Below are 13,520 nucleotides of genomic sequence, written 5' to 3' on the forward strand. Positions count from 1 at the left end.
CCTGCGGTTAAAGAGAAATTAAACCTGTTAAAAGAAACGGTTGAGGATACCCAGGAGCATTATACGCTCTCCAAGGACATGGATGCCAAGATCGGACACAAGACAGCAGACAGCAGTTTCTTTGGCTACAAATCCCACCTTGCTATGACTGAGGAACGTATCATTACTGCCGCTGTGGTAACCTCCGGAGAAAAAGGCGATGGCCCGGAACTACCAAAGCTTTTGGAAATCAGCCAGCAGAATGGAATTGAGGTAGATACAGTTATCGGGGATTCGGCTTATACAGGAAAGGAGAACTTAGCGTTAGCGATTGGGCAGGGCATCAAGATCGTTGCCAAGTTGAACACTACCATCACCCAAGGATGTAGAAAAGATGAAAACCTGTTTAATTACAACAAGGACGCGGATATGTTCGTGTGTCCAGCTGGGCATTTGGCCATAAAAAAGCACCGACAGGGTAAGACAGGGGTCGGTACAAATCAAGTGAACACCTATTATTTTGACGTTGAGAAGTGTAAGGTCTGCCCCTTGAGAGAAAACTGCTACAAACCCGGAGCTAAAACCAAGAGCTATTCGGTATCCATAAAATCCGACCTCCACAAAGAGCAGATGGCTTTTCAGGAAACGGAATATTATAAGGAGAAAATAAAGGAACGATATAAAATCGAAGCAAAGAACAGTGAGCTTAAGAACGTCCACGGATATAATCGCGCAACTTCCTATGGAATAGAGAATATGGAAATGCAAGGGGCATTAGCAATATTTACAGTGAACTTGAAAAGAATACTAAAACTGATCAGTTAATCTCAAAATTGCATAAAAACACCCATATTAATAACTCGTTCCTGCAAATCGTACGATGAACATTCAATCTGTACAGATGTGATTTTTGGTAAATAAAAAAAACGACCAAGTAAAAACATGTTTTACTTGGTCGTTTTTTAAGCCGACTCATAAATGGAAGACTTTTTCAGTGCCTCACAAAAACCGGGACTTTTTTATATCTGCTAGAAAGTAGGATCTGCAGGGGTATTGGTATTGTTATCTCTTTCTGCGAAAGGATAAGGGAAAAAATTACGCCTGCGGTCAGCTAAAGGCTGATTAAATCTTCTCATATCCTCAAGTTTTAGCCCAGACATGAAGAGCTCAATACAACGGTGTTTGTAAATCAGATCTAAAAGCTGTTGCTGTGTATAAGGACCAGTTAGTGCCGGCAATGCTGCGCCCATTCCATAATTAGCATCGAGCACATTTCCTGTTGCAGAACGTGTTACTACCTTATTTAGCTCAGTTAATGATGAAGCTAGGTCAGGAGTAGCCTGGCGGGCATAAGCCTCCGCTTTAATTAAAGTCATTTCACCAGGCAGATAAACTGGGATTGGCGTTAAGCTAGCCGCACCAAAACCATTAATGCGCACTGTAGTGCTAATTGCTGTATAAAATGGAATCCTCGCATCGCCTGCATCTGGGATATTAGCACCAGTTTGCCCTAAATTTATATTTTTTGGCTGAATTACATTATTGGTAGAGGTAGCAATCTCAAAAAGGGGATTAAGATTTTGCGCGTCATAAGTTAGCGCCGACCTTTTAGTTAAATCAACAGCATTGGCACTGCTTAAGGCAAGGGCATAATTGCCGACAAACAACGCATAACGAGCCTTTAAAGCATTGAGCGTATTCGGGATATCTACTCCCGTGGGGATATTGCTCAAAAACGAGGTGCTAATTGGATTTGCCGCAATTAAGGCCAAAGCATTATCAATAGTTGCAATAGCTTTGTTAAAACCATCTGTCCTTGTAATAAACGTTACGTTCTGCCCAGTTCCGTTTGGAACTTTTTCCCAAAACTCCGACAAATTACCCAATGCCAAGGCTTTAAAAATACTGGCATGTGCAATTAAGCCTGAAGCCAAACCTTTATCGGCAAGATTAGCGGCATTATTGATCACATTATCTGCATCAAAAATGATTTTATTTGAACTGGTCCAAACATTTAGCAATACCGAATTTGTACCATCTACCTGCACCCCTCCCGTCATCAGCCGGTCTTCATTGGTATTTCCTGTATTAACAGAAATTAATTCGTTAGTAGTAATGCCATTAACAGTAATTGCTGCATACAGGAGCCCTGCCCTGGTTGTGGAGAAATTTTTCTGAAGACCAACCGTAATCCCGGTCAAACCTCTTGCAGAAAGGAGCACATCATCAGCTACAGCACCGTTAGGATTTAAATATTCCTTTTTACAAGCAGCCAGTGAAAGGGCGGCCATTGCAAGGAAAAATGTGTAGCGAATATATTTTGATCTTGAATTTTTCATCTTAATATGATTTATTTTTTCCAATAAATTAGAACTTAGCTTGTAAACCGAAAGAAAAAGTGCGTGGAATAGGCACAGAGCCGAAATCGATATTTCTCAAAATTGTGGATTGACCACCAGCGTTCAGCTCAGGATCGTAGCCTTTGTAATTATCCCACGAAATCAGATTCCTTCCACTAAGATTAACAGTTAAATTTTTAATAAATTTAACTTGACCAATATTATAGCTCAAAGAAATCTCTCTCAATTTCACAAAAGATCCATCATCAATACGCCATTCTTCTACATTGTATGCACCAGCCACATAACCCCTAGGCAATTGACCAAGCTGCTCTGCTTCGGCAACCTTGCCATTACCTACGCCTTGACGGGTTCTCCAATCGGCGTTCCAAACATCTCCTCCTTGTACCGCATCGAGCTGAATGTGCAGACTTAATTTTTTATAGGTAAAATCGTTCACAAAAGACCCTGTATAATCTGGATTTGGATCACCAATTACTTTACGCAAAACATTACCACTGGCTTGACCCGCGGTTAAAGGAATACCAGCAGCGTTTGTTGCAATATCTCCACTTGCTGTCCGCTCAAAATATGTCCCATAAAAAACACCTACCGGATAACCATCAGTGATAGAAACAGGTGCGCCAGCATTGGTTGAAATTAATCTCTGTGCACCTGAACCTACAATTTTATTTCTATTTCTGTTGTAGATTAGTGTTGATGTCCAGGTAAAATCTTGGGTTTTTAATGGTACCCCTGTAAGCATGAGCTCTATCCCTTTGTTTTTAAGTGATCCGCCAATATTATCTAAAAGGCTGGAATATCCTGTAGTTGGAGCAATTACCACTCCCAATAATAAATCTTTAACGCTTTTATTGTACCAGCTAAATGTTAGGCCCAAACGGTTATTAAAAAACGACATATCTGTACCTAATTCCAATTCTTTTTGGCGCTCTGGTTTAACATCAGTATTCGCAAGTGTGCTACTGGATGCCAGTGATGTTTTGCTGTTTAAGGCACTAGGTAGATACACGTTAAAACGATCGTAAGCACCAATGCCGGTTAAATTACCCGATTCGCCATAAGCTGCCCGAAGTTTAAATGCATTCCACCAAGATGAAACACCAAGATCCTTCCAATAATTAGCAGATGACAACACATAACTTACATTTGCTTTTGGATAAAACTGTGTTCCGTTGCCTTCACCAAAAACAGTTGATTGATCGACCCTGATTGCTCCCGTAACAAAAAGATGGTCTTTATATTTAAAATTCTGTTGTACATAGGCCCCGCTTATTGAGAATTCTGAGCGGTTATCATTATTGGGCAGTATCGTACTCGCCCCATTAACCGTTTGAATAAGTGGTGCCAGCCCCCTGCCATTTAACAAACTAAACAAATCTTTCTGATACTGATAAGACCCACCTAATTGCGTTGTTGAACTTAATAAGTCAGATATTTTAGCATCATAGGTGAAATTTAATTCATTATTAAACAGTGTAGTTGTTGCATTTGCCGCACTGGCATAACCATTTAATGATGGGTCTAAACTAGCTCCACCACCATAAAAACCTGTACTCACATTATAAGTAAAAGGGGGAATAAATGTTGTTCCGTTTTGAATGGAATTATCAACCCCCATGGTATAATCGATAGTCAGGTTTTTTACAGGATTGAGTTTTAAACCTAGATTTGCAATAATACGATTGGTAAACTGGCGCTGCTTAATATCTTCAATAACAGAAACCGGATTAACACGACCGCGTTCTCCAACGGCTTTTAAATTGCCCAATATATCTCTTGCAAAAATATCGTGAAAGTTGCCAATAATGGTTACAGAGTTCATTGGTGAAAAGAATGAATTACCATCTGGTTTTTCATTTGCATCGCTATGCACATAGTTAAACCCAGCTGTCATCTTTGCCCAGTTATTAATTTTTTGATCCAGATTTGCTCTAAAGTTCATTCTTCTGAAGTCAGTATTTTTAATAATCCCCTGATTAGAAAAATAACCTGCCGAAGTGTAAAACTTGGTATTATCGTTTCCACCAGAAACAGAAACGGAGTTATCTGTACCCACGCCCGTGTGGAAAATATAATCTTGATAGTTATATCTGGTAACAGGAGTTGTTGCAGTTTGTAATACAGGGATGGCACCAGGAGTAGGTGGAACTGTTTGAATGACATCTTGCGTTACAGAGTTTGCATTATCTCCAAACCTAACCGGCGACTGGTTTACTTCAATTTGCTTACGCAGCTCACTAATGGTTAAACTTGTGCTAAAGCTCACTTGAGGTTCCCCCGTTTTACCTCTCTTAGTAAAAATTTGGATTACGCCTGCATTTGCCCTTGAGCCATAAATGGCTGCTGCTGCTGCGCCATTCAAAACCTCAATATGATCAATATCTGCCGGACTAATATCCACCATCCGGTTTTGCCCAATACTTCCAACAAAGTTTCCGCCATCATAATTGGCTGATGTATTGGTTACTCTGGTTGTAGAATTGTTTACAATTACTCCATCAATGATGTAAAGTGGTTCTGATGATGAGTTAACCGAGCTCACCCCTCTTAAACGCACAGAAATTCCACCAGCTGGGTCGCCAGAATTTTGGCTGATTTGTGCACCCGGCGTTTTACCTTGTAATGAAGCCAGCGCATTTCCACTAGGCGCCTTGTTTAAATCATCACCTTTTACGGTACTCACATAGCTACCGAGCTGTTTACGGGTAGTCCCTTGAGAGGTACCCGTAACAATTACCTCATCGAGCCCCACAGCATCGCCGCTTAAGGAACTGTTTACCTGAGCTGTGGCATTATCGCCGAGCGTTACAGATTCAGTATTTGATTTATATCCAATAAAAGAAACCTGAACCTGATACTTACCTGGAGGCAAATCAACCGAAAACGTATATGTTCCATTCGAACCCGTACTTGTCGCCAGGCTAGTATTAAGAATTTTGACAACCGCACCTGGAACAGGGCTGTTATTTGCAGCATCGGTAACCTTACCGCTTATAGTATACCGTTTGTTTTGTGCCTTTGCTACTCCTGTAAATAGGAGCAGCAGAAATGGGATCAACAAAATTGCGAAGAATCCTGGTGACCATTTTAGGTAACTTTTTTCCATAAAATTTGGTTTTGTGTTAGAAGATTAGTGTTAAAACAAATTTAACAAAATACCGCACAATCCAAATTTTTAACCTGCACAAACTGATTTACAAAATTGTGCTTACCTAAGCTGGTAAACTGATTTTACCCATGCAAACCGAAGGCACGCCTTGCCTATCACCAAAGTTTATCGGTTTGCCACAGAGTGTTTCGTTGGCTAAAACGGCAAACAAAACAGCTTCCTTAGCGTCAGGATTAATATTTAAATCCTCAGTGGTTAGGAATTTGCAAAAAGGTAGCTTGCTTTTAAGAAGTTGTACGAGCAAGGGGTTATGCATTCCTCCACCACTCATAAAAACCTGTGCTTTAGCATCTTCACCAAAACAACGTTTAATCGCATTAGTAATGGTTTCTGCAGAAAAATGACATAAGGTAGCCATTATATCGGCTGCACTTAGACCAGTTGTTGAAGACTGTTCTTGTGCGCTGATTAGATACTCCAGATTAAACAATTCCGGCCCTGTGGTTTTAGGAAAATCCAGGTCAAAAAAACTGCAGTTTAACAACGCAGACAATAGACGGGGATTAGATTCGCCTGCCAAGGCAACAGCTGCGTTTTTATCATAAAATTGATTAAAATGTTTCTGCATATACTGGTCCATCAAAGTATTTCCAGGGCCAACATCCGTCGAAAAAATTTCACTGGCATCGGTACTGCCCGGCAAATAGGTGAAATTTGCTATGCCGCCTATATTTAACATTACCCGATCTTCTCCTGCTTTCGAAAATATTAAATAGTCGCCATAAACTGCTAAGGGAGCACCTTCGCCGCCAGCGGCCAAGTGTTTTTGTCTAAAGTCAGACAGTGTAATAATCCCGGTCTTTAGCGCAATATGATCACCATCACCTATTTGTAATGTACCATTGGGATAATCGGCTAGTTGATGCAGAGATTTAGGCGCATGAAAAATGGTTTGGCCGTGACTGGCAATAAAATCGATAGCCTCATTTTGATAACCCCACTCTTTTAACGCCTCGTTTATGAGTAACGCATGGGTATTTGCAATATGCTCGTTCATCAGGCACACTAACTGTAAGTCGACCTCTTTTTTTGAAAAAACGGCTTTTATTTTAGCCCTAAAATCATCGGTATAATCGCCTGTTTTAAATTTTAAAATCCGGATATCCGTATCAGCACCGCTTCCCTTTACCAAACAAAGCGCAATATCCAGTCCGTCCATTGATGTACCACTCATCAATCCTATAATTAAGCGTTCCGATTTTCCTGCTTTCGAATACAACTTTTCAATCAGTGTGTTCATATTGGCTTTTTATCTTAAAAAGATCAAACGTTTGTCTGCCCCTTTAATCGAATTTTATATAAATACTTGCAATAAAAGTAAATATCCTTTGTTACAAATTGGGCATAACTCTCTATATTTACTGCTCCGTACATTAAAATCCATATAAAAAAAATGGCTAGATTAAATCTACTGGAGGAGACACGTTTCGAGAAATTACCGGTAAGCGTGTTCGAAAATCCAAAAATTGCTTCAATTAATGTTGCACACCGCATTGCCGAGCTCATTAAATCTAAACAAGCAAGCAACACACCTGCAGTACTGGGCTTAGCAACAGGTGTTACCCCAATTGCAGTTTATGCCGAATTGGTTAGACTGCACAAAGAAGAGGGCTTGAGTTTTAAAAACGTAATTACTTTCAACCTGGATGAATATTATCCGATGGCGCCAACTGCGGCACAAAGTTATGTTACGTTTATGAACGAAAACCTTTTCAATCATATCGATATTGATAAGAAGAATGTTCACATCCCTGATGGTACGCTTGCACTGGAAGACATTCCTGCGTTCTGCTTAGAATATGAAAAGAAAATAGGTGATCTTGGTGGTCTTGATATCCAGATTTTAGGTATTGGCCGTACAGGTCACATCGGATTTAACGAGCCGGGATCTGCACCAAATTCTGGCACCCGCTTAGTTACTTTAGATGACCTTACCCGCCGTGATGCCGCACGCGATTTCGGTGGAAAAACCTTTGTACCAACTAAGGCCATTACCATGGGTATCGGTACGATTTTCAAAGCTAGGGAAATTATATTAATGGCCTGGAGCCGTAAAAAGGCTTCGATTATCAAAAAAGCAGTTGAAGGCGAAATTTCAGGCGATGTTCCGGCAACATACCTACAGCTTTCTGATCATGTGGAGTTTATCCTTGATGCACCTGCCGCTTCAGAACTGACCCGTTTTGACACACCATGGCTGGTTAAAGATTGCGTTTGGACAGATGCATTGATCCGTAAAGCGGTGATCTGGCTGGCCAATACCTTGAAAAAACCGATCTTAAAGTTAACCGAAGACGATTACAACAACAATGGTATGGCGCAACTGGCTACTGAAAAAGGACCAGTGTACAATATCAATATCCATATCTTTAATAAATTACAGCACACCATTACAGGTTGGCCGGGCGGTAAGCCGAATGCTGATGATTCTCAGCGTCCGGAAAGAGCAGAGCCTGCTAAAAAGAGAGTAATTATTTTCTCACCGCACCCTGATGATGATGTGATTTCGATGGGGGGTACTTTTCTACGTCTGGTTGACCAGGGACATGATGTACACGTAGCTTACCAAACCTCAGGTAATACTGCGGTTTGGGATGATGATGCGCTTCGCTTTGTCGAGTTCAATGTAGATTTTACAGAGAAAATGGGTATGGATAATACACATTTGAAGGATCTCTACAACAAAATGAGGAGCTTTATTGAGCAGAAACAACCAAACCAGATAGATACGCCAGAGATCCAAACAGTTAAAGGACTGATCAGAAAGGGCGAGGCAATTGCCGGTGCAAGATATTGCGGCCTTGAAGATGACCATATCCATTTTCAGGCGCTTCCTTTTTACGAAAGCGGCAAGGTTCAGAAAAACCCGGTAACGGATGCTGATATCGAACTTACTATTGAACTTTTGCAAAAAGTTAAGCCTCAACAGGTTTATGCAGCGGGCGATTTTGAAGACCCACATGGCACACACATTGTTTGTTTCAGAATTATTTTAGAAGCATTAAAACGTTTACGCAAAACCGAAGCCTGGGCACAAGATTGTTGGTTGTGGATGTACCGCGGCGCATGGCACGAATTTGAAACATATGAAATCGAAATGGCAGTTCCAATTTCTCCGCAGGAACTTGAGCGTAAAAAATATGCGATTTTCAAACATCAGAGCCAAAAAGACAGGGCGGTTTTCCCTGGTGACGATTCAAGAGAGTTCTGGCAGCGTGCCGAAGACCGTAACCGTGATACTGCAAAAGCCTACGACGAACTTGGACTTGCAGAATATGAAGCAATGGAAGCTTTTGTACGCTGGAAATTTGTGGATTAATTTTTTTCACCTGCGAAGTCTCAAAGGGCAAGAGCCTTGCAAGACTTCGCAGGTCTTTAACAAAAGACATTAAACCTTCGGTTTCTGTCCAATAAACTTTTCATAGCTAAACTTTTAACACGCTTCATCCTCGATTCTCAAAAAAATATTTAACTTCTTCCTCAATTAGTCCATCCCTAATTAATTATTTAATCAATTAGAATATGAAAATAGAGGAAGGCTGCTGCTACCACATTTACAACAGGGGAAACAATAAGGGTAAAATCTTTTTTGAAGATGGAAATTATATTTTCTTTTTAAGGCAATTTAAAAATTATGTCTCGCTCTCAGTTGATGTATTTGCTTATTGTTTAATGCCAAACCATTTTCATTTTTTTATCAGGGTAAATGATGGGTTGAATTATGAAAAGGGAATTAAAAACATGCTTATTTCTTATACCAAGGCAATAAACCAAAGCTATAACAGGGTTGGAAGTTTATGGCAAGGACGGTATAAATCGAAGAAGGTTGATTCTGAGGCCTACTATACCCGGATCATTATTTACATACACCAAAACCCATTAGCTTCAGGATTGGTAAAAAAAATGGAAGATTATAAGTATTCTTCTTTCAGTTCATATTTATCAGACGAAGCAAGTTCAATCTGTAAGTCCGAAGTCTTAGAATGGTTTGGTGATTTAGCAGGCTTTATAACTAATCATAAGATTAACGGGAAGTGAGTTTTCGCTTTGGCCCAACTTCCGAAGTCTTGATGGCCGAGCGCTGCAAGACTTCGGAAGTTTTTCTAGACATCTCCATAGACTTACGAAGTTTCCCAAGCGCACCATGCCTTACTAAACTTCATAAGTAATTTCTCATTCTAAAAACAATACTCTAAATTAGTTTGCTGAACCCAAACAAGCTAATCATGACCGAACCTAAACAACGATTGTTATCTCTCGATTTTTTCAGGGGATTAACCGTAGCCGCAATGATCTTAGTGAACAATCCGGGCAGCTGGGGACATATTTACGCGCCTTTAGCGCACGCGGAATGGAATGGATGTACACCCACCGATTTAATTTTCCCGTTCTTCTTATGGATTGTTGGTGTATCCATTGCATTTGCCATGAGCAGTAGCAAAACAGATCCGCCTACACATCAAAAAACTATCATAAAAGCCATTAAACGTGGTATTATCCTTTATTTACTCGGTTTCTTTTTGGCTATTTTCGGGAAAATTATCAGTGCCGTAATAGACGGCAGATCGATTTGGGAGGCTTTTCAAACGGTTCGTCTTTTAGGCGTTTTACAAAGAATAGGCATCGTTTTTATCATTAGCAGTATCATTTTCATCAAAGTACCGAACAAAGCCATATTCAAAATCTTAATCGTAATCCTTGCCCTTTACTGGGCATTAATGACATTTATTCCTGTACCGGGAGTAGGCTACCCCAACCTGGAAAAAGAAACGAATTTAGCTGCCTGGATCGACCGCGGGATTTTAACCGAAGCACATACCTGGGCCTCATCCAAAACCTGGGATCCGGAAGGGGTTCTGAGCACATTACCAGCAGTAGGAACCTGCTTATTTGGCATTCTGGTTGGCGTTTGGATGCGCAGAAAAGATGTAGACAATGCAACAAAGGTAGCCTGGTTATTTACTACAGGTATAACCGCTGTTATTTTAGGCTTACTTTGGGATTTACAATTCCCGATCAACAAAGCCCTTTGGACAAGTTCTTATGTACTCTATGCTGGTGGATTGGCGTCAATAGGACTGGCACTTTGTTACTGGATTATCGATGTTCAGGGTTACAAAAAATTTACCACACCTTTTGTTGTTTATGGTGTAAATGCCATAACAGTCTTTTTCTTAGCAGGCTTAATGCCGCGGATATTAAACCTGATCCAAATTACCAAACCCGATGGTACAAAAACAGGATTATTGGTGCGCTTTTATGAAACTTGTTACACTCCGTTTTTTAGCCCCATAAATGCTTCCTTAGTTTGGGCAATAACCTATGTGCTCGGTTTTTATATGTTATTATATTTTATGTATAAAAAGAACATTATTATTAAGGTTTAGTAAATTTACGCTATAATTGATCGCCCCCATTCTGCAATTGAAAAAGAAAACCACCATATACGATATAGCCAAGGAGCTTGATATTACCGTATCAACAGTTTCGAGGGCACTTAGTGGCTTTCCGGCAATAAGTGACGCCACCAGAAAGGCTGTTGTTGAAATGGCTAAAAAATTAAACTATAGCCCAAATAAACTCGCCTCTGCATTAAAATCTGGCAAAACCCATATTATTGGTGTAATTGTACCAAGTGTACAGGCACATTTCTTCGCATCTATTATCCATTGCATAGAAGACGGGCTGAAAGACAGCGGTTACCGTGTTATTATCTACCAATCCAACGAATCTGTAGAGAACGAAATAAACGGCGTAAGAACTTTACTAGAGGCGCAGGTAGATGGCATTATGGCCTCCATGTCTTTAGAAACAAAAGATGTTTCGCACTTTGCCGAAATTATTAAGCAAAATAAACCACTTATCTTATTCGACCGTGTAGATCTGGAACTAAAGGTCCCTACCATTACACTTGATGATTTTAAGGCAGGTTATATAGCCACGAAACATTTAATCGATCAGGGTTATAAAAAAATTGCATTTGTAACCACCGTTCACCAGATTAAAATATTTAACGATCGCTTAGAAGGCTACAAAGCAGCCTTAGCAGACCATAACCTTCCGCTGATGGAAGAACATATTATTTTTGGCGGTTTATCTATTAAAGATGGCCGGTTTGGCGCTGGCAAGCTAATGCGCAGCAGGAACAAACCTGATGCTATTATTGCTGGTGACGATTTTACCGCCTTAGGTGTAATTAAAAAGCTTAAAGAGATTGATGAAACACCCCCTGAAATTGGTGTAATTGGTTTCGCCAATGAAGCATTCTCCGCTTACATTACTCCCAACCTATCAACAATTGATCAGCATGCACCGCAAATGGGCAAAGAATGTGCTAAAATGTTTCTGAAAATGATTAATCAGGAAAGCCCATACGCCAACATGGAGCATATTGTGCTCGATCCGGCTGTTGTAGAAAGAGAATCGACCAACAAGAAAGATAAATAGCGCTTATTATTCCTTCGCTAAAGGAACTTCGACACCAACCGGCCCACTCGGTTCACTTTCATTTTTTAATCGGTCTAGCGCAGTTACAAGGTAGCTATACCGCTTTCCACTTTCTACACTGGTATCAATATATGAAAGGTAATCTTCAAAGCTTATTTTAACAATGTACTTAGGGTCGAGTACCGAAATTTTTTCTCCTTCGTTAAACCTGTAAATTACAAATCCCGAGGCCGTTTCTCCATCTTTTGCCTTTACCGGAAGCTGCCATTTTAAATGCACCCCATCTTTTAGGGCATCAGCCGTTAATGCCTGGGGCTCGTTTGGCGGCACTTCATCCAGCCATGGCATTTGCGGTGGCAGAGCAGGGTATTTATAAAGATCGTTCTTTAAAGAGTCGCCTACAGATTTAGCAACTGTACTTAATGATTTTGAACTAAAAAACACGCTCCCCTGAATTCGGTTGTTATTTCTTATGTATCTAATCTGATTTGGTATTTCACTTAAGTTTTTCCATGCTGCTTCTGCCCTCGAATTTACCAGATAAGCACCCTGTCCGATATAAACATGCCTACCAAAGGTATTATTGCTCCACCAGTCGACCAAAACGCCATAGGGAGCTACTCTTCTGGTGAACGTAAAATAAATCTGAGGGTTGATGTAATCTACCCAACCTTCTCTAACCCATTTACGGCTATCGGCAAAAAGTTCTGCATAATTGGATAAGCCGCTGGTAGCAGAACCTTCGGGATCTTCATTTTTATTTTTCCAGATGCCAAAAGGACTAATGCCAAACTTTACCCATTTTTTATAGTGGTGGATACTATCATCCAGCTGCTTGATGAGCAGATCAACGTTGTTGCGCCTCCAGTCTTTTATATCTGAAAAATTATTGGGGTATTTGTAAAAAGTATTGCCATCGTTAATCGTTTGCCCCTCTACTTTATAAGGGTAAAAATAATCGTCGAAGTGAATTCCATCAATATCGTATCCTTTTACTACATCTAAAATTACCTGAACAATATATTCCCTTACATCTGGGATACCCGGATCAAACTGTTTTTTGCCACCATAGGTAAAAAACCAATCAGGGTGTTTACGATAAGCATGGTTTTCGCTTAAAACAGCTGAGCTACTCATACTGGCCCTATAAGGATTAAACCAGGCATGAAGTTCCATTCCCCTGAAATGGGCTTCTTTAATGGCAAAGGCTAAAGGGTCGTAACCAGGTGCAGGTGCCAAACCTTGTTTACCCATTAACCATTGGCTCCAGGGCTCTCTTGATTTTGCGTAAAAAGCATCAGCTGCTGGTCTAACCTGCAAAATAATTGCATTCATTCCCTGACTTTTATGTCTTTCTAAAATACCAATCAGTTCCTGCTTTTGTTGATCAATGCTTAAACCTGGCTTCGACGGCCAGTCTATATTGGTAACAGTAGCTACCCAAACGCCTCTAAACTCCCTTTTTGGTGCAATTTTTGATAAAGGTTGTGCATTTAATATATAAGGTACTACAGTTAAAGATAAAAGTGCGTATAGGAAGTTTTTAAGCATTATTTCTGTCT

9 protein-coding genes are annotated in these 13,520 nt (G+C 40.3%); 5 read left to right on the forward strand and 4 right to left on the reverse strand.

All coding sequences use genetic code 11. The features are described 5' to 3' along the window. A partial coding sequence (locus ACTJKN_RS21095; RefSeq protein ID WP_440827719.1) for a transposase occupies positions 1–804 on the forward strand: 804 nt, incomplete at its 5' end. Positions 805–1,007: 203 nt separating this feature from the next. Here ACTJKN_RS21095 and ACTJKN_RS21100 read toward each other — a convergent pair. From ACTJKN_RS21100 to ACTJKN_RS21110, 3 genes are all read right to left on the reverse strand, one after another. Next, on the reverse strand, positions 1,008–2,318 hold the full coding sequence (locus tag ACTJKN_RS21100) for a RagB/SusD family nutrient uptake outer membrane protein (protein ID WP_440827720.1): 1,311 nt from the start codon (positions 2,316–2,318) through the stop codon (positions 1,008–1,010). Between the two features lie 28 nt (positions 2,319–2,346). Then, on the reverse strand, positions 2,347–5,448 hold the full coding sequence (locus ACTJKN_RS21105; RefSeq protein WP_440827721.1) for a SusC/RagA family TonB-linked outer membrane protein: 3,102 nt from the start codon (positions 5,446–5,448) through the stop codon (positions 2,347–2,349). Between the two features lie 106 nt (positions 5,449–5,554). Then, positions 5,555–6,751 carry an anhydro-N-acetylmuramic acid kinase gene (locus ACTJKN_RS21110; RefSeq protein WP_440827722.1) on the reverse strand — a complete coding sequence of 399 codons (1,197 nt, stop codon included), beginning with the start codon at positions 6,749–6,751 and terminating at the stop codon, positions 5,555–5,557. A gap of 153 nt (positions 6,752–6,904) precedes the next feature. Here ACTJKN_RS21110 and nagB point away from each other — a divergent pair, with 153 nt between their 5' ends. The 4 genes from nagB (at position 6,905) to ACTJKN_RS21130 (ending at position 11,958) form a co-directional block, all read left to right on the forward strand. Beyond that, complete coding sequence (gene nagB / locus ACTJKN_RS21115) at positions 6,905–8,830, forward strand: glucosamine-6-phosphate deaminase (protein WP_440827723.1); 1,926 nt, start codon at positions 6,905–6,907, stop codon at positions 8,828–8,830. Between the two features lie 203 nt (positions 8,831–9,033). Further along, entirely contained in the window at positions 9,034–9,549 is a 516-nt protein-coding gene (locus ACTJKN_RS21120) for a transposase (RefSeq protein WP_440827724.1), read from the forward strand. Positions 9,550–9,737: 188 nt separating this feature from the next. Further along, entirely contained in the window at positions 9,738–10,898 is a 1,161-nt protein-coding gene (locus ACTJKN_RS21125) for an acyltransferase family protein (protein WP_440827725.1), read from the forward strand. 16 nt (positions 10,899–10,914) lie between these two features. Further along, the gene (locus ACTJKN_RS21130) at positions 10,915–11,958 is read left to right on the forward strand and encodes a LacI family DNA-binding transcriptional regulator (RefSeq protein WP_440827726.1); all 1,044 of its coding nucleotides are present in this window, start codon (positions 10,915–10,917) and stop codon (positions 11,956–11,958) included. Positions 11,959–11,964: 6 nt separating this feature from the next. On the opposite strand, the gene ACTJKN_RS21135 is transcribed toward ACTJKN_RS21130, so the two are convergent. Next, on the reverse strand, positions 11,965–13,509 hold the full coding sequence (locus ACTJKN_RS21135) for a glycoside hydrolase family 10 protein (RefSeq protein WP_440827727.1): 1,545 nt from the start codon (positions 13,507–13,509) through the stop codon (positions 11,965–11,967). Between the last annotated feature and the right edge of the window lie 11 nt (positions 13,510–13,520).

It is taken from the genome of Pedobacter sp. 22163 (assembly GCF_052045595.1).
GTDB lineage: Bacteria > Bacteroidota > Bacteroidia > Sphingobacteriales > Sphingobacteriaceae > Pedobacter.